The sequence below is a fragment of the Acidimicrobiales bacterium genome, assembly GCA_035546775.1.
Taxonomy (GTDB): Bacteria; Actinomycetota; Acidimicrobiia; order Acidimicrobiales; family JACCXE01; genus JACCXE01.
The window spans coordinates 42,304-59,518 of the sequence record DASZWD010000052.1 but is presented as its reverse complement, the minus strand read 5'-3'; the positions used below and the strand labels follow the sequence as shown (position 1 = coordinate 59,518).

Below are 17,215 nucleotides of genomic sequence, written 5' to 3'. Positions count from 1 at the left end.
GTCGAGGTCGCATCCGACGCCGATGCCGCCACCGTCGAAGCGACGGCGCTGGCGCTGCCCCGAATCGTCGAGCTGCTGAACGGCAACGCCCCCCGCAAGGTGATCACGCGCCCGCCGGCGCTCGTCAACGTCGTCGTCTAGAAGTCGCGCGAGACGCCTGAGACGTCGCGCTCGGGATATTTCGGGTTCATCCGATCGAGCGTATCGACCAGCACCTTGCTGACGACGTAGTTGCGGTACCACTTGTGGTTGGCCGGCACGACGTACCAGGGCGCGGACTCGGTGTTCGTCTTGTTCACGGCGTCTTGATACGCGGCGATGTACTTGTCCCAGTACTGGCGCTCGGCGACATCACCGGGATTGAACTTCCAGCGCTTCTTCGGGTCGTCCAAGCGCGCCAGTAACCGCTGACGCTGCTCGACCTTCGAGATGTAGAAGAAGAACTTCACGATCGTCGTACGGTCGGCGACGAGCAGTTGCTCGAAGGCGTTGATCTGGTCGTAGCGCTGCTTCCACACGCTCTTGGGCACGATGTCGTGCACCCGTTCGACCAGCACCGACTCGTAGTGGGATCGGTTGAAGATGACGATGTCGCCCTTGGCCGGCGTCTTGGCGTGCACGCGCCACAGGAAGTCGTGCGCCAGTTCGAGGGGCGTCGGCTGCTTGAACGACGCCACGTGCACGCCCAGTGGGTTCACGATGCGGAAGACGTGCTTGATGGTTCCGTCCTTGCCGCCGGTGTCCATCGCTTGGAGCACCACCAGCAGCGACTGCTTGGCCTCGGCGTAGAGCCGTTCCTGGAGCGTGGCGAGCTTTTCGGTGAGCGCTTCGGTGGCGGCGAGGGTCGCGGCCTCGTCACCGGGCGCGTCGGGAGTCGACGCAGGGTCGATGTTGGCGAAGTCGACGCTCATGCCGACCGCAGCGCTTCGGACCACTTGATGCGCTTACCCGTTCGCAGGATCGAATTGCTGTAGATGGCGCCGGCGACGCGCGCCATCACCAGTGCGGCGACGAGGCTGAACACGATTGTGAGGCCGACTTGCCACGCGGCAACTGCGTGCGCCTCGATCAACACGGGCATGCACATCGGCGCGGTCGGCGGCAGGTAGGCGAGGACCCGCACCAGCGGCGACGGTGCACTCGAACTGACCGATGCAATTGCGGCGAAGTAACCGACGAAAAGCGGCACACTGATCGGAAAACCGGCGGCCTGCGCCTCGGTCTGCCGGCTCACCAGCGAGCCGGCGGCGGCGTAGAGCCAGCTGTAGAAGGCGAAGCCGAGCACGAACCAGCCCACCGCCGCCACGGCGCCGAAGGCGTGCGCGCCCCGGAGCACGTCGGAGCCGACGACGCGCGACGCGATGATGGCGGTGGCGGCGACGACGATCGCCTGCGCTAGGCCGGCGATGCCGATGCCGAGGATCTTGCCGCCGACGAGGTGGCGCGGCCGGACCGCCGCCAACAGCACTTCGGCAATACGCGAACTCTTCTCCTCGGCGACCCCCACGAGGATCCACGACCCGTAGGTCTGGAAGAAGATGAAGATCGCGATGACGCCGACCAGCGTCGTCACTTGGTCGTTGGCGGCCGGCTTTGCCTTGCCCAGCGCCGTCACGGGTAGCGACGGCCGCCGCAGAATCTGCGCCGCTTGCTCCGACGTGAGGCCGGCGTCGGTCAACGCCGTTTGCAGGCGAGCTGCTTCGGAGATGGCGGCGACGAGCCGGACGCGCCCGGTGACGCGGTCGGGGTCGACGGGGTCGTCGATGATCACGTTGCGGCCGTTGACGAGCGCCACGTCGAGGTTGCCCGAGCGCAGTTGGCGGCGCGCCGCCTGTTCGGACGCGACGTCGTGGACGCGCACCGTCGCCGACAGCGCCGGACCCATATTCGAGACCGCGGCGCGGATGGCCGGATCGGTCTGGCCGACCAAGCCGACGTCGTAGGTCTTCGGTTTCTCGTTGACGTGGGGGAGCACGATCAACGCCGCCACGATGGCGGCGCTGACGAGCGTCGTCACGCGGAAGACGCGGCTGCGCAGGCGGTCGCGTAACTCGCGCATGGCCACGAGCCGGATCGTCTCGCTCGACTTCATCCTTCGACCGCCTCGCGGAATACTTCGGAGAGCCGGCGCTGCTCGTAGCGGAACTCGACCACGGGGCCGCGCTGCTGGGCGGCCACCAGCACCGCCTGGGGGTCGGCGGTCGACGCCAGGCGCAGCCGGAGGCGGCCGTCAGCGTTGTCGACCACCGTGACGCCGCGCAGACGGTTGGCCCACGTGGAGGTCGTGTCGCCCTCGACCTGCACGATGAGGCGCGGGTCGCCACCCCGGCGCAGGTCGTCGATGTCGCCTTCGGCGACGACTCGGCCGTTGGCGACGATCGTCACCCGTTCGCAGAAGTCCTCGACAAGGTCGAGTTGATGGCTCGAGAAGACGACCGCGACGCCGGCGTCGGCTTGCTCGCGGAGGATGCCCCCGACGTTCTCGATCGAGATCGGGTCGAGGCCGCTGAACGGCTCGTCGAGCACGAGCAGCTCGGGCTCGTGCACGAGCGCCGCCGCGAGTTGCACGCGCTGTTGGTTGCCAAGGGAGAGCGCATCAACCTTGTCCTCGGCGCGCTCACCGAGGCCGAGCCGCGCCAGCAGCTTGTGGGCGTTCTCGAGGGCGCGTGTGTGCTCGACGCCGTACAGCTGAGCGAAGTAGGCGAGCTGCTCGGCGATCTTCATCCCCGGATACAGGCCGCGCTCCTCGGGCAGGTAACCGAAATGGCGGCGCGAGTCGCTGTCGACAGGCTTGCCCTTCCACGTCACCGTGCCGCTGTCGGGCTCGGAGATGCCGAGGATGCTGCGCAACGCCGTCGTCTTGCCCGAGCCGTTCGGGCCGAGAAAGCCGACGACTTCACCCGGAGCGACCCGCAGCGAGAGACCGTCGAGCGCGACCACCTCACCGAATCGCCTGGTCAAGCCCTCCGCGATCAACATTGCCGCGCACCCTAACGAAATGTTCACGTGTAACCGGAACACGGGCGGGTAGGTCAGACCACTCGTGGCGGAGATTGTCGAAACGACGCTGGCTGGACGCATGCTCGCCGCTGCCGATCGTGGCGGACGAGTGCGCTTCATCACGGGCGACCAGGTGGACGAAGTGCGATGGACCGAGTTGCTCGACGACGCGCGACGCGTCGCCGGTGCCCTCGCAGCACACGGCGTCGGACCGGGTGCCCATGTGGCCTTGCTCGGCACCACCAGTCGCACACTGACGACGACGCTCCAAGCCACCTGGCTGTCGGGGGCCACGGCGATGGTGCTGCCGTTGCCGATGCGCCTCGGATCGGTCGAGGAGTTCGTCACGCAGACCCGCGCGCGTATCCGCGCCGCCGATACCGATGTCATCGTTATCGACGACGACCTCGCCGCCTTTTACGAACCGGTCGCCGCCGACCCTCCCGTCGTGTTGATGCGCGACCTGTTCGCCGAGGCGGGCACGCGGCGACCCGACATGTTCGACGTCCCCGTCGTCGATCCCGAAAGCCTCGCCGTCCTGCAGTTCACGTCGGGTTCGACGTCGGATCCCAAGGGCGTGATGCTGCCGCACCGCACGGTGCTGGCGAACCTCGACGGCGCGGCAACCGCCGCGCAACTCACCGACGACGACGTCGCCGTCTCGTGGCTGCCGCTGTACCACGACATGGGCCTCATCGGGTTGTTCACCCTGCCGATGGTGCTGGGGATCGACCTCGTCCTCGCGTCGCCGCAGGACTTCATGGCGGCGCCGGCGCGCTGGGTCGAATGGATCTCGGCCTACGGCGGGACGTGCACCGCCGGGCCCAACTTCTCCTACGCGTTGGCGGCGCGGGCGCTGCGGCGTGCCAGCGGGCTCGACCTCTCGCGCTGGCGCCTGGCGCTCAACGGTGCCGAGCCGGTCAACCCAGCGACGGTCAACGAGTTCTGCGAGGCGGGCGCGCCGTTCGGCTTCGCACCCGGCGCCGCTTTCCCGGCCTTCGGGATGGCGGAGCTCGCCATCGCCGGCACGTTCCCGGTACCCGGTACGGGACTGCGGGTCGACACCGTCGACAGCCGCGTCGTCGAATCGGACCACTTCGCCGCCGTCGTGGACCCGTCCGCCGCGCAGGCGCGCAGCTTCGCGCTCCTCGGCCGTCCGATCCCGGGACTCGAAATCCGCATCACCGATCCCGAGACGGGGTCGGCCATGCGCGAGCGTGAGGTGGGCGAACTTGAAATCCGCGGCACCTCCGTCACTCCGGGTTACTACCAGCGCCCCGAAGAAACGGCGGCCACCTTCCGCGGCGAGTGGTTCCGCACCGGCGACCTCGGCTATCTCGTCGACGGTGAGCTGGCGCTGTGCGGCCGCATCAAGGATGTGATCATCGTCGGGGGCCGCAACGTGTTCCCCGAAGACGTCGAGCGCGCCGCCGAGCGGGTGGACGGTGTGCGCCCGGGCAACGTCATCGCCTTCAGCATCCAGAACGAGCGGGGCAAGGAACGCCTCGTCGTCGTCGCCGAGACGAAAGCCGACGACCACGAACCGATCCGCGCTCAAGTCGCCACCCGCGTGCGCGAGGCGGTCGGCCTGCCCACCGACGACGTCATCCTCGTCCTCCCCGGCAGCCTCCCCAAGACCAGCTCGGGCAAGCTGCAGCGCAGCCTGTGCCGCAGCCGCTACGAAAGCGACGACCTTCAGCCCGCTTAGGTCACGCATCCAAACTTGTGTTCTGTCGCACCCGTTTCGTGTGCGACAGAACACAAGTTGCGCGGGGTGCGCTAGCTGAGCGTTCCCTGGCACACGATCGAGCCGTCGGGTTCGATCATGCGGATGGACCGGATCGTGGCGACGGGCACGGGGCTGCGGGCGCCGAGGGTGCCGTGGCCGGCGTGCAGCGCGAGGTCGCCCACGGACGTGACGTGGCCGCTCTGGTCGATCACCTGCAGCGTGAGCGACGGGTAGCTCTCGTCCGAGCGCATGTCGACGTAGATCCACCCCGGGGTGCCGGCGTGCACCCACGCCTTGCCGACGTACGTGCCCTGTGCCCGCAAGGCAACCGTGTGCAGGTCACTGCTGGTCGACGGCGCGCTCAGCCGGCCCAGGCCGAGGCCGACCACGAGCAGTGCGGCGGCGGCCGCCAGCAGACGCAGCGCGACGCGGCGACCGCGACGCGGCGCGCTGGCCCCTTGGACCCGGGAGAGAACCTTCGCCTCGAAGCCGACCGGCGGCTCGGCGAGCGGCGCCAACCCGAGGACGGCATCGGCCACCTCGACGAAGGCGTCGGCTTCGGCCCGGCACTCGGCGCACGTCTGCACGTGGGCTTCGACCGCGCTGCGATCGCGCCCGTCGAGGGCGCCGGCGGCGTACTCGGGCAACAGGTTGCGCGCGAGGGCGCAGTCAAGACTCATGGTGTTCCTCGTTGGGAGCCAGGGAAGCGAGTTGGTCGCGCAGGCGGATCATCGCCTGGCGGATGCGGGTCTTGGCCGTGCCGAGCGGAATCGACTCGGCCTCGGCGACTTCAGCGGCGGTGCGACCGCCGACGACGGCGAGCAGCACGGCGCGCCTTTGTGCCTCGGGCAGCGACGCCACCGCGGCGCGCACCTGCGCCGTGTCGCTCGCCTCCAGCGCCGGCACGTCGGCGAGGCCGATGGTCGACGGGGGCAACACGGCGGCGAGGGCGTCGGGGTCCGATGGCGTCGCCCGCCGCATCCGCAGCGCGTCGATGGCGGCGTTGCGCGTGATGGTCAGCAACCACGTCGCCACGGACGCGCGGCGGGCGTCGAACACCGCCGCGGCCTTCCAGGCGCGCACGAACGCTTCCTGGGCGATGTCGTCGGCCAGCGTGGCGTCGTTGGTCACGGCGTAGGCGAGGCCGTACACGCGGCGCTGAAACCGACGCACGAACGCGACGGCGGCATCGGCATCGCCGGCGGCCATGCCGGCGAGCAACGCGTCGTCAGTCGCAGCCCACACGTCTATGTACGAACCGAGGGCCCGCCGGGATTGCTTCGGGTGCTACCCCGCCTTGAGTTCGGCGACGACCTGCGCCCACACGTCGCGATCGCCGCCGTAGGGGGCGTAGAACGAGAGGCGGTCGAGGATGTCGCCGTAGCGCGCCAGCAGGCCTGACGCGACCTTGTCGGGCGAGGCGACGACGGCGAAGGCATCAAGGATGTCGTCGTTGATGACCGTGCCCATCTCTTCCCACTTGCCCTCCTTCGACATGGCGTTGAGCTTCGGGTGCACGTCGTCCCACCCGTGGAGTTCGAGCACGCCCTTGTAGGCCGGCGTCGACCCGTAGAACGCGATCTGGCGCCGCACACCCACCGCCGCCTTCTCCATCTCCTCGTCGTTTGCGCCGGTAACGACGAACGCCGGGATCGACAGCTCGAACTGCGAGCGTTCGCGGTTGCCCGCCTTGAAGCCGCGCTCGAGCGCCGGCAGCGTGACCTCTCGGATGTAGCGCTCGGTGGTGAAGCCGTGCACGAGCATGCCGTCGCACGTCTCGCCGCACACTTCGGTCATCTTCTCGCCGACGGCGGCGAGGAACACCTTGGGCGGACCGTAGGGGTTCGGGCCGGGGGAGAAGAACGGCGTCATCAGCGCGTGGGTGTAGAACTCGCCGCGGAAGTCGAGCTTCGTGCCGTTGTTCCAGCAATCCCAGATGGCGCGCATCGCGAGCACGAACTCGCGCATCCGGGGCGCAGGGTGCGACCACGGCATCGAGAAGCGCTTCTCGATGTGGGGCTTGATCTGGCTGCCGAGGCCGAGCAGGAAGCGGCCCTTGGATGCCAGCTGCAAGTCGTTCGCCGTCATGGCGGTGATCATCGGATTGCGGGCGAAGGCCACGGCGATGCCGGTACCAAGCTCGATGGTGTCGGTCGCCTCGGCCGCGAGCAGCAGCGGGAAAAACGGGTCATGGGATGTTTCCGCGCTCCAGATGCCGCTGTAGCCCTGGTCTTCCTGCAGTTTGGCGAGCGCGCCAACGCCTTCGGTCGATCCGCCGAACCCGAGTCCTCCGTCAACTTTCATGCCGCGCACACTAAAGGCAAATCATCCGACGTGGCGGCTCCCCGCCATGGGAAACTGCGCGCATGGCTGATGACGAGGTGCCCGCCCGTCCGCGGCGTGAGCGGCCTCTCCGCGCTCCCGGCCGCGAGGAACCGGCGAACGAACCGGCCGCACCACCGGCGCCGCCGGAACCGCCGACGGTGACGACGCCGCCGGTAGGCCCTCCCGTCGTGGAATTCGTGTCGCCCCAGGCGGAACCCGAGCGCGACGACCACGTTGTGGTCACCTTCGACGGGCCCACGACGCAGCGACGCTGGACGGTCGCGCTGCGGCTGATCCTCGCCATACCGCACTTCTTCTGGCTCGAACTCGTCACTATCGCCGCCGGCGCCGTCGGCGTCATTGCGTGGTTCGCCGCGCTCTTCACCGCGCGCGTTCCCGAGGGAATGGCGAACTTCCTCTCCGACGTCGTCCAGTACCAGGCGCGGGTCTACGCGTACTCGTACATGCTGTTGACCGACCAGTATCCGCCGTTCGCGCTGGCGAACTCCGACTACGCGGTCAGCGTCGCGACGCATCCGGGCCAGCTCAATCGAGCGGCGGTGTTCTTCCGCCCGATTCTGTTGGTTCCGGCGGGAATCATGACGTTCCTCGTCGGTGTCGGGATGCAGATCGCCATGATCGTGGGATGGATCATCACCCTGATCCTCGGACGCCTCCCGACGCCGTTGTGGGAAGCGAACGCCGCCGTCCTGCGTTACGCGACCCGCTTCCAGGCGTTCGCGTTCATGCTCACCGCCGAGCAGCCCAAGGCGTTGTGGGGCGACCCGCCGGCGCCTGCTGCGGCGGCAGCCGCATTGGGCGAACCAGACCTGCCCGAGAGACCGCGCATCACGCGGCTGGTTTTGTCGAAGGCGGCGCGCCGGTTGCTCGTGACGTTCATCGTGCTCACGATCGTCGTCTATGGCGGCCTTATCGTCGTCGGCGGCGTGACCGGGGTGAAGACGGCGCGGGCGTACCAGAAGCTCGACGACAGCCACCACACGCTGGGGGTCGCCGTCAACCAGTTCGGCGCCGACGCGCAGCAGTGCGCCATCAGCGGCGGCCTGACGTGCCTGCACGACGCCAACAATCGACTCGCCAACGCGTTCGACGGCTTTGCCACCGAAGTGGGGAACATCAGCTTCCCCGCGCAGCTCGACGCGTCGCCGCTGATCGCGGACGCGCACGACTGTTCCTCCGCGCTGCGGCGCATGGCGGTGGCCTCAACCCAGGCCGACTACGGCGCGGCGGCTGCCGATTACCAATCGGCGCTCAACCGCTTCAACCAGGACTACTCCGACTTCGCCTACAACGCCGACAACACCAACTGACTACGTCAGCAGCGCGGTCAACGCCACCGCCTGGGCGTTGAAGAAGAAGTGGGCCCACGTGCCCGGGCCGAGGCGTCCGGTCAGGTGACGGAGCAGGCCGAGCACAAGACCACCGCCCGCGATCGACGCGGCGTAGATGAACGTGATGCGGCCCTGCCAATTGATCATGTGGGCGGCGCCGAATAGCAGCGCCGTCGCCACGAGCCCCGGGGCGGTGCCGAAGCGCTGCACCAGGCGCGGCTGCATCAGACCGCGGAAGAACAGTTCTTCGATGAGCGGCGCGCCGACGCACACGATCAACACGAGGACGATCCAGTCGAGCGGCCCGCGCGCCACCCGATTGAAGATGTCCTTCTCGGGCGCGGTCGGGTGCCGGAAGGGAATCGGAATCGGGGCCACGACGATGCCGCCGACGAGTCGTCCGGCGAAGGCGCCGGCGAGTCCGAGGCCAACGTCGATCTTGCGGAAGCGCCAGTCGAAGTCGCGCCGCAGTGAACCGGTGCCGCGCCGGCGGCTCACCACCACGCACGCGCCGATGAGGCCCGACCACAGCCCGAGCTGGCTCACGATCACGTGCAGCAGGCGGTACTTGTCGTGCTTGTCGACCGTGTGGAACAACACGTCGACGAGGATCGCGAGCCCAACGCCGATGCCGTAACCCAACACGGCGGTGATGACGCCCGGCTTGACGGGGGCGACGTCGACTTCGGCGATTCCGGCGTTGGCCGGTTCGACGTCGTCCCACAGCACCTCGGCGTCGGCGGCGTACCCCGTCCAGCGCGCTCCGTCCCAGAAGCGGTAGCGGTGGCGGCCGAACGGATCGGCGTACCATCCCTTCGCCGGTGTCGTCTCCACGCGCTAGGAGTTCTGGTCCCGCAGGAACTCTTCGATCGCGCTGAGTCCTTCTTCGAGCGCGGCGGGGTCGGTGGCGATCGGGGTCGGGCCGACGGAGTCGTCGTCCGCGTCGACCTGCTGCTCGAGCTGCGCCACCAGCGCTCGGTGCTCGGCCGATTCCGCTACGAGCGAGTCGATACGCAACTTCGCCGCCGCGGCTTCGGAATGCAGGTCCGCCGACTGCAGGGTGAGGCCGGCGACACTCGCGAGACCGTCGATCAACGCCGCGGCGGCCGCGGGATACGCAGAGGCGGCGAGGTAGTGCGGCACCCGGGCCCACACGCCGAGCGCCGGCATGCCGACGGCCTGGCAGCTCGCTTCGATCGCGGCGTGGATGCCGCAGGGCACTTCGATCGCGCCCTTCACGTAGCCGATCTGCTCGGCCAGGGCGCGGGTCGCGGCGGTGGAGGCCAGCCGGGTCGGGCGGGTGTGGGGGACGGGCGCGGGGAACGAACCGAGGCCGACGACCATGCGCGCTTCGTAGCCCTGGGCGAGCGCGACCACCTCGGCGCAGAAGGCGCGCCACGCGGCGTCGGGTTCGGGGCCGTGAATGACGACGACGTCGTTGCCGCCGCGGTCGACGCCGTAGCGCACTTCGATCGTGGGCCACTCCACCGACTGGATCACGCCGTCGGAGAGCTGCATCGTCGGCCGGCGAGCGCGATAGTCGATCAGCGCGTCGGCGTCGAAGGACCCGATGCGGTGCGTGTCCATCTGCTCGAGCAGCGAGTCACGCGCCATCGCCGTGCCCGAGCCGGCGTCGACCCATCCGTCGAGCGCCAGCACGAAGACGGGCCGCTCGAGTTCGACGTGCTCCTCGGGGACATACAACGGCATGCGCTACAGATTCCTCGCCGCGTTCTTGGCCTGCTCGCCGAGGAAGACAACCTGCTGGCCGAAGCCTTCGAACGCCGCGCCGTCGTTGCCCATGGCGCCGTGGGCGTAGCGGGCGAAGACGCCCTCGAGGATGCAGGCGAGCTTCCAGTAACCGAACGAGACGTAGAAGTCGAGCTCGGCGACGTCACGGCCGGTCTTGTCGGCATACCGCTGCTTGAGCTCAGCGCGCGACGGAAAGCCGTCGACCGCGGTGGCGCTGACCGCTGGCAGCGCCGAGTCACGGTCGCTCTTCTCGTTCCAATAGACCATGAGCAGGCCCATGTCGGCGAGGGGGTCGCCGAGGGTGCACAGCTCCCAGTCGAGGACGGCGGCGACCGATCCGTCCGCCGCGATCATGCAGTTGTCGAGGCGGTAGTCGCCGTGCACAATCGCCGCTGGACCCTGCTCGGGAATGCGGGCGGCGAGGAAGTCGTGCATCTCGTCGATGACGGGCACGGTGCGCTCGTTCTGCGCCGCCGACGCCGTGAACTGCGAGTGCCAGCGCTTGAGTTGGCGCTCGATGTAGCCGTCGTGGCGCGCCAGGTCGTCGAGGCCGACCTCCTTGAGGTCGACGGCGTGGATGGCGACGAGCGTGTCGATGATGTCCTCGCCCATGTGGCGGCGCTGCTCTTCGGTGAACAGCTTCTCGGCCGTTGCGGCGTCGCGCACGATCGTGCCCTCGACGAACTCCATGACGTAGAACGGCGCACCGTTCACCGCCTCGTCGGTGCACAAGCCGACGGCGACGGGGACCGGGACGTTCGTCGGACCGAGGGCGGCGATCAGGCGGTGCTCCCGACCCATGTCGTGGGCCGACGCGAGCACGTGGCTCGTCGGCGGGCGGCGCAGCACCCACTTGCGTCCGTTGGCATCGGTGACCGAGAACGTGAGGTTGGAGCGGCCGCCGGCGACGAGCTCGAACGTCAACGGCGCCACGGCCTCGGGGACGTGCTGGGCGAACCAACCGGTCACCCCGGCGACGTTGATGCCCGTGGGATCTGCCATAGGCCGAAACTACCTGCTCGTGGATTACGTGAGTCGTTTTGAGCGTTAGCGTCTCTATCGTGATTGACGCCACTGACGACACATTCGAACGCGACGTCCTCGAGCGTTCGACCGAGGTTCCGGTCATCGTCGACCTGTGGGCCGAATGGTGCGGACCGTGCAAAACGCTGGGTCCGATCATCGAGAAGGTCGTGGCCGAAACCGACGGGCGCGTCGAACTCGTGAAGGTCGACGTCGACGCCAACCCGCGGGTGAGCGCCACGTTCCGCGTCCAGTCGATCCCCGCGGTCTACGCGCTCAAGGATCGCCGCGTCGTGGACAACTTCATCGGCGCCATTCCCGAGGCGCAGGTGCGCGCCTTCGTGGAGAACCTGGCCCCGCCGCCGTCCGAAGTCGACCTGCTGGTGGAGAGAGGCGACGAAGCCTCCTTGCGCGCCGCGTTGGCGATGGAGCCCGGCCACGTCGACGGTGTCCTGTCGCTGGCGAACCTGCTCGTGGATCGCGGCGACAACGAAGAGGCGCTGGCGTTGCTGGCGCGCATCCCGGAGAGCGCCGAGACGCGCCACGTCGCTGCCCGCGCCCGCGCCGGTTCGGTGGTCACCAGCGACAACAGCGACGAGAACGACGCGAAGCTCGAGGCGTTGCTGCCGCGCGTGAAGAGCGACGAGGACGCCCGCCAGCAATTCGTCGACATCCTCGAGTTGATGGGTGCGGACGACCCGCGCACGGCCGCGTGGCGCAAGAAGCTGACGTCGGCCCTGTTCTAAGGGCGGTCCTCGGGCAGCTCGACATCTGGTGGTGGGGGTCGGTCACCCACCGGATGGCGGGCCTCACCGGCGACGAGTTCCTCTGGCGCCCGACGCCCGACGCTTTCTGCCTGCGGCGCGAGGCCGACGGCCTCTTCTACGAGTGGCCACCCGGCAGCCGCGGCGAGACGACGCCGCCCGTCACCACCATCGCGTGGCGACTCGCTCACATCGCCCAGGGTTGCTTCATGGCGCGCTGGCACACGTACTTCGGCGCCGGGATGCTGGAGGACTGGACGACCGAGCCGTTCCCGTCGTCCGCCACCGGAGCGCTCGCCTACTTCGAGGAGTGGAAGACGAAGTGGTGCGACGCGCTGCGCACCGCCGGCGAAGACAAGTTGTGGGAACCGCTCACCGGCATCGAGGGCGACATCCCCTACATGCAGCTGGGCGTCGGCGATCCCTTCATCGGCATCGTCCTCCACGTCAACCGCGAAGTGATGCACCACGGCGCCGAGATCTGCCTCTTGCGCGACCTCTACCGCGCCGCCAACGACGCCGGGTTTCCGCGAACGACCTAGGCCGCGCGCAAGAAGCTCGTGGTTGTTTGGAGGGTTTTGGCCGCGGGGCCGTGGACGGTGACGGTGCCGGTGGTGGGGGTCCAGGCGATGTTCCATCCGCCTTCGTGCACGGGGTGGTGGTGGCAGGAGCACAGACGCCGTTGATGAGGTCTTCGTACTGGATGGTGACACCGACCGCGGCCACGTTGCGCCCGCCGTGGACGGGGGTTCTCCTCGGTGGCCGGTTGATCGCCAGTCCGGTTTCCGGACTCATCATGTCGTCGGGTGTGTCGATCACGATCCGGCCCAAGGCGTCGCCGAACCCGCGGGACCGCACGATGCCGTAGTGGTCGTCGAGGTTGCTCGGCTTCTTGTCTTGGTCGTAAAGGCGGCGTATTTGAACTGACTCTTGTGGGTCGGGACCGCGGCTTCTACCGTCGGTCTCGCCGCTTCCCCCTTGGCGTAGTTGTCGCGCGCAGGGGGAACCCGTGAACGAACTTCCTCGGCCGTTGCCGCCGCCGTCGTGGCGCGACCGCATCGGCGAGTTGCAGAGCATCCCGGTGGTGGCGGTGGTCGCCGTCGTCGTTGCCGCGCTCGCAGTCGGTGGCACGCTGGTGTTCGCGCGCGGTGGTGTCGGTGCGACGGGCGCGCCGAAAGTCGAGCTGTCGCTGCCGCGAGCCGACGCCCCGTCGAGCACCGACGCGTCCCCCACCACCACATCGGGCGAACTGCATGTGCATGCGGCCGGCGCCGTCGCGCAGCCCGGTGTGGTCACCGTGCCGGGCGGGTCGCGCGTGACCGATGTGGTCGCCGCCGCGGGCGGGCCCGCCGCTGACGCCGACCTCGACCAGATCAACCTCGCCGCGCCCGTGACCGACGGCGAACGCATCTACGTCCCGCACAAGGGCGAGGTCGTCGCGGCGCTGGCGAACGGCGGAGGCGCCGGCGGCGCGGCGGCCGACGCCATCGTCAACCTGAACGACGCCGACGAGACCGCACTCGAGACCCTGCCCGGTGTCGGACCGGCAACGGCCAGGGCGATCCTCGACTACCGCACCCAGCACGGCAAGTTCCGCTCCGTCGACGACCTGCTCAACGTGCGCGGCATCGGTCCGTCGAAACTGAGCCAGATCAAGCCGCACGCCCGTGTCTGATCGGCAGGTCGTTGTCCTAGCGATCGCGGTCGCCGCCGGAGCTGTGACCGCACGGTCCATGCCGTTGCTGCTCGTAGGCGTTGCCACGCTCGGGGCGTGGGCGGCGCGCCGGCCGTGGCTGCTCATCGCGTTCACCGCGCTGCTCGCCAGCGCCCTTGGTGCCCGCGCCCTCGATGGTTTGCGGCCGCCGCCGGCGACAGCGCTGCCCGCCACGTGGGCCACGCTGCTGACCGATCCGGCAACGGTGACAGGCGGGGCCGTGGGCGTCGAGCTACGGGTCGGTCATCGTCACGTCACCGCGTACGCGCGCGGCGCGGCCGCCTCGACGCTCGCGCCGCGCCTGGCGGGCGAGCGCGTGCGCGTCGACGGCGCGCTGGCACCGCTGTCACCGGTGCAGCGCGCCCGACTCCTGCCGCGTCACATCGCCGCGCAACTGACCATCAATCGCGTGACGGGCGTGCGCGCCGCCAATGTCGTCGGCCGCGCCGCCAACGCCTTCCGCCGCGTCGTTTTCCGCGGCGCCGAGGCCCTGCCCGAGGGCTTGCGGCCGCTCTTCGGCGGCATGGTCCTCGGCGACGACCGCGGTCAGAGCGTCGAGCTGGCCGACGCCTTCCGCGCGTCGGGCCTTACCCACCTCCTCGTGGTTTCTGGCGAGAACGTCGCGTTCGCCCTCCTCGTCGCCGCGCCGCTCGTCCGTCGCGGCCGCTTGTGGTGGCGCTTCGCTGCGACCATCGCCGTGCTGTTCGCCTTCGGCACGCTGACGCGGTGGGAGCCGTCGGTGCTGCGGGCCGAGGCGATGGCGGCGGTCGCAGCAGCCGGCGCTTTTGCCGGCCGGCCAATGGCGGCGACGCGCCTGCTGGCGCTGTCGGTAACGGGCTGCGTCCTCGTCGACCCGCTGCTGGTGCACAGCGTCGGGTTCCGGCTGTCGGTGGCGGCGTGCACCGGGCTCGTCGTGCTCACGCCACCGCTGCGACGCCGCCGCGTTCCGCTGCTGCTAGCGGCGTCGATTGGCGCGCAGCTCGGTGCCGCGGTCGTGCTCGTGCCGACGTTCGGCACCGTGCCGCTGGTGTCGCTGCCGGCCAACGTGCTGGCGGTGCCCGTCGCTGGTCCGTTGATGATGTGGGGCATGACGGCGGGCACCCTCGCCGGCCTCGTCACGCCGCTCGCCCCGCTGCTGCACGCGCCCACCCACCTCGCGTTGGCGTGGGAAGCGGCGGTGGCCGAGCACGCCGCCGCCCTGCCCGTCGCCCCGGTGGCGGGCGTCGCGTCGCTCGTCGTCGGCCTGGCGGTGCTAGCGACGATGGTCGACCGGCGGCTTGTAGTCGTGGCCTCGGCCGCCGTGCTGACCGTGGTTGGTCTGGCGTTGCGGGGGCCGGCGCCGGCGGCCGCGGCAACGATCGCCCCCGACGTGAGCCTATGGGTCGTGCGCGGGCGCGCCGTGGTGGTCATCGGTGCCCGCGTGCCGCCGAGCGTGCTCGACGACCTGCGCGCCCGGCGCGTCCATCGCATCGACGTGCTGATCGAGACAAGGCCCGGTGGTGCGGCTGCGGAGGCCGCCGAAGCCGTCATTCATGCGTTTCGCCCGCGGGTCGTGCTGGCTCCCGAGCACCATCAGATCGCAGGTGCCTACACCGCGCGTCTCGGGGCGGAGGTCGACGTGGGCGACGCCGCGGTTCGGGTGGTCGACGCCGGCCCGCCGCTGCGCGTGCGCGTCACACCCGCCCAGTCTCCTCGGGTCGGCTCGCTACGCTCGCTTTCCCATGGCCGTGATCCTCCGCCTCGGTGACCGGGCAGTCGACGTAACCCACCGCAGCCTCGTGATGGGCATCCTCAACCGGACACCCGACTCCTTCTACGACCGCGGCGAGTTCTGGAACTTCGACGCCTTTCTGCGCCTCGCCGACGCGCACGTCGCCGCCGGCGCCGACATCCTCGACGTTGGCGGCGTCAAGGCGGGTCCCGGGCCCGAGGTGACCGAGCAGGAGGAGCTCGACCGCGTGCTCCCCGCCATCGACGCACTCGTGCGGCGCTTCGACACGCCGATCTCGGTCGACACGTGGCGCGCGTCGGTAGCCAAGGGCGCCTACGAACTCGGAGCCGTCATCGGCAACGACATCAGTGGCTTCGGCGACCCCGAGTACCTGCCGGTCGCCGCCGCGGCCGGAGCCACCGTGATCGCCACCCACATCCGGCTCAAGCCGCGGGTTGCCGACCCCGAACCCGAGTACGCCGACGTCGTGCGTGACGTCGGTGCGTTCCTCGTCGAGCGCGCCAAGCGGGCTGTCGCCGCCGGTGTTGCCGCCGACCGGATCGTCCTCGACGCCGGGCTCGACCTGGGCAAGACGTGGCAGCAGTCGCTCCAGCTGCTGCGCCACTCGGCCGATCTCGCCAGCCTCGGCTATCCACTGCTGCTGTCGGCGTCGAACAAGACGTTTCTCGGCAAGCTGCTCGACCTCGAAGTCGGCGACCGGCGCGAGGCGTCCCACGCCGCGACCGCACTCGGCATCATCGGTGGGTGCCGCATCGTGCGCGTCCACGACGTGGCCGGTTCGCGCCGCATCTGTGACTTCCTCGCCGCCGTCCACGCGGCCGGCACCGCCGCATGATCGCACCCGTCTATCTGGTCAAGGGCGACGATCCGATCCTCGTGGCGCAGGCCATCAGCGCCACGCTCGAAGAGGTCGTCGGCGACGACGACGCCTCCCTCATCGTCGAGGACCTGTCCGCGGCGGACGACGCGCCCGCGAGTGCCGCGGAGTCCGCTGGCACCCCGAACTTCCTGGCGCCGCGCCGCGTGCTCGTGATCCGAGAGATCGGCCGCTTCACCCAAAACGCGGTCGCGCCACTCGTCGAATACCTGGCGGCCCCTATGGACGGATCGGTCATCGTGCTCGGGGCCGGTGGCGGCACTACGCCGGCACCGCTCGTCAAAGCGGTGCAGAAGGTCGGGCAGGTCGTCGACGCCGCTACACCGCGGGGCAAGGCGCGCACTTCCTGGGTGCTCGACCGGTTGCACGACGCGCCGGTCAAGATCGACGCCGCGGCGGCGCGCCTGATCGAGGGGCATCTGGGCGAAGACATCGCGCGCCTCGACCCGCTCATCACGATCCTGACCGCCGCCTACGGACCCGGCGCCAAGGTCGGTCCAGCGGAAGTCGAGCCGTATCTGGGCGAAGCGGGCAGCGCCGCGCCCTGGGACCTCACCGATGCCATTGACAAGGGCGACCCGGCGGCCGCCATCGAGGCCCTTCGTCGCCTGCTCGGGGGTTCGAACCGGTACCCGCTCGGGGTCATGTCGTCGTTGCACACCCACGTCGCCCGCATGGCGCGTCTCGACGGCGCCGGCGTCGCCAGCGAAGCCGACGCGGCCGCCCTGCTCGGCATCGCCGCCTACCCAGCGCGCAAAGCGCTCACCCAGTCCCGGCGCCTCGGCAGCGATGCACTGCTGCGCATGCTCACGCTCGTGTCCGACGCCGACGTCGACCTGCGGGGGCGTTCGGCCTGGGCGCCGGAGCTCGTACTCGAGGTTCTCGTGGCCCGTCTGGCGCGGGCGGGCCGGACGTCGGGTCGCTCGTCCCGCCGCGCTGGGTAAGTT

General features: G+C 69.7%; 18 protein-coding genes. 9 read left to right on the top strand and 9 right to left on the bottom strand.

Annotated elements, in window-relative coordinates; all coding sequences use genetic code 11:
- Positions 1–137: 137 nt before the first annotated feature.
- From VHC63_12980 to VHC63_12970, 3 genes are read right to left on the bottom strand one after another with little or no spacing between them, the layout of a single operon-like run.
- The gene (locus tag VHC63_12980) at positions 138–911 is read right to left on the bottom strand and encodes a PPK2 family polyphosphate kinase (GenBank protein ID HVV37516.1); all 774 of its coding nucleotides are present in this window, start codon (positions 909–911) and stop codon (positions 138–140) included.
- A complete protein-coding gene (locus tag VHC63_12975; GenBank protein ID HVV37515.1) occupies positions 908–2,092 on the bottom strand; it encodes an ABC transporter permease in 1,185 nt (394 codons plus the stop codon). The genes VHC63_12980 and VHC63_12975 overlap by 4 nt, the downstream gene beginning before the upstream one ends.
- Positions 2,089–2,979 (bottom strand): ATP-binding cassette domain-containing protein, encoded by an 891-nt coding sequence (locus VHC63_12970; GenBank protein HVV37514.1) that lies wholly within the window; start codon positions 2,977–2,979, stop codon positions 2,089–2,091. The genes VHC63_12975 and VHC63_12970 overlap by 4 nt, the downstream gene beginning before the upstream one ends.
- 64 nt (positions 2,980–3,043) lie before the next feature.
- Here VHC63_12970 and VHC63_12965 point away from each other — a divergent pair, with 64 nt between their 5' ends.
- Entirely contained in the window at positions 3,044–4,708 is a 1,665-nt protein-coding gene (locus tag VHC63_12965) for a fatty acyl-AMP ligase (GenBank protein HVV37513.1), read from the top strand.
- Between the two features lie 71 nt (positions 4,709–4,779).
- On the opposite strand, the gene VHC63_12960 is transcribed toward VHC63_12965, so the two are convergent.
- Genes VHC63_12960 through VHC63_12950 form a run of 3 tightly spaced genes read right to left on the bottom strand, consistent with a single transcriptional unit; the run spans position 4,780 to position 7,033 of the window.
- Entirely contained in the window at positions 4,780–5,409 is a 630-nt protein-coding gene (locus VHC63_12960) for a zf-HC2 domain-containing protein (protein ID HVV37512.1), read from the bottom strand.
- On the bottom strand, positions 5,399–5,974 hold the full coding sequence (locus VHC63_12955) for a sigma-70 family RNA polymerase sigma factor (protein HVV37511.1): 576 nt from the start codon (positions 5,972–5,974) through the stop codon (positions 5,399–5,401). The genes VHC63_12960 and VHC63_12955 overlap by 11 nt, the downstream gene beginning before the upstream one ends.
- A gap of 42 nt (positions 5,975–6,016) precedes the next feature.
- Positions 6,017–7,033: an LLM class F420-dependent oxidoreductase gene (locus VHC63_12950; protein HVV37510.1), complete on the bottom strand. Its 1,017-nt coding sequence runs from the start codon at positions 7,031–7,033 to the stop codon at positions 6,017–6,019.
- Between the two features lie 62 nt (positions 7,034–7,095).
- Between VHC63_12950 and VHC63_12945 the strand changes: the two genes are divergently transcribed.
- On the top strand, positions 7,096–8,385 hold the full coding sequence (locus VHC63_12945) for a DUF4389 domain-containing protein (protein ID HVV37509.1): 1,290 nt from the start codon (positions 7,096–7,098) through the stop codon (positions 8,383–8,385).
- Here VHC63_12945 and VHC63_12940 read toward each other — a convergent pair whose 3' ends face one another.
- From VHC63_12940 to VHC63_12930, 3 genes are read right to left on the bottom strand one after another with little or no spacing between them, the layout of a single operon-like run.
- Entirely contained in the window at positions 8,386–9,240 is an 855-nt protein-coding gene (locus tag VHC63_12940; protein HVV37508.1) for a CPBP family glutamic-type intramembrane protease, read from the bottom strand.
- Between the two features lie 3 nt (positions 9,241–9,243).
- Entirely contained in the window at positions 9,244–10,116 is an 873-nt protein-coding gene (locus VHC63_12935) for a PAC2 family protein (protein ID HVV37507.1), read from the bottom strand.
- Between the two features lie 3 nt (positions 10,117–10,119).
- On the bottom strand, positions 10,120–11,160 hold the full coding sequence (locus VHC63_12930) for a phosphotransferase family protein (GenBank protein ID HVV37506.1): 1,041 nt from the start codon (positions 11,158–11,160) through the stop codon (positions 10,120–10,122).
- Positions 11,161–11,219: 59 nt separating this feature from the next.
- Between VHC63_12930 and VHC63_12925 the strand changes: the two genes are divergently transcribed.
- The 7 genes from VHC63_12925 (at position 11,220) to holA (ending at position 17,212) form a co-directional block, all read left to right on the top strand.
- Positions 11,220–11,927 (top strand): tetratricopeptide repeat protein, encoded by a 708-nt coding sequence (locus tag VHC63_12925; protein HVV37505.1) that lies wholly within the window; start codon positions 11,220–11,222, stop codon positions 11,925–11,927.
- Positions 11,894–12,487 (top strand): DinB family protein, encoded by a 594-nt coding sequence (locus VHC63_12920; GenBank protein ID HVV37504.1) that lies wholly within the window; start codon positions 11,894–11,896, stop codon positions 12,485–12,487. The genes VHC63_12925 and VHC63_12920 overlap by 34 nt, the downstream gene beginning before the upstream one ends.
- A gap of 164 nt (positions 12,488–12,651) precedes the next feature.
- Positions 12,652–12,813, top strand: a complete 162-nt coding sequence (locus tag VHC63_12915) for a hypothetical protein (GenBank protein HVV37503.1) — start codon at positions 12,652–12,654, stop codon at positions 12,811–12,813.
- 141 nt (positions 12,814–12,954) lie between these two features.
- The gene (locus tag VHC63_12910; GenBank protein ID HVV37502.1) at positions 12,955–13,620 is read left to right on the top strand and encodes a helix-hairpin-helix domain-containing protein; all 666 of its coding nucleotides are present in this window, start codon (positions 12,955–12,957) and stop codon (positions 13,618–13,620) included.
- Positions 13,613–15,406 carry a ComEC/Rec2 family competence protein gene (locus VHC63_12905; protein HVV37501.1) on the top strand — a complete coding sequence of 598 codons (1,794 nt, stop codon included), beginning with the start codon at positions 13,613–13,615 and terminating at the stop codon, positions 15,404–15,406. The genes VHC63_12910 and VHC63_12905 overlap by 8 nt, the downstream gene beginning before the upstream one ends.
- The gene (gene folP, locus VHC63_12900) at positions 15,381–16,226 is read left to right on the top strand and encodes a dihydropteroate synthase (protein HVV37500.1); all 846 of its coding nucleotides are present in this window, start codon (positions 15,381–15,383) and stop codon (positions 16,224–16,226) included. The genes VHC63_12905 and folP overlap by 26 nt, the downstream gene beginning before the upstream one ends.
- Complete coding sequence (gene holA / locus VHC63_12895; GenBank protein ID HVV37499.1) at positions 16,223–17,212, top strand: DNA polymerase III subunit delta; 990 nt, start codon at positions 16,223–16,225, stop codon at positions 17,210–17,212. The genes folP and holA overlap by 4 nt, the downstream gene beginning before the upstream one ends.
- The last annotated feature ends 3 nt before the right edge of the window (positions 17,213–17,215 follow it).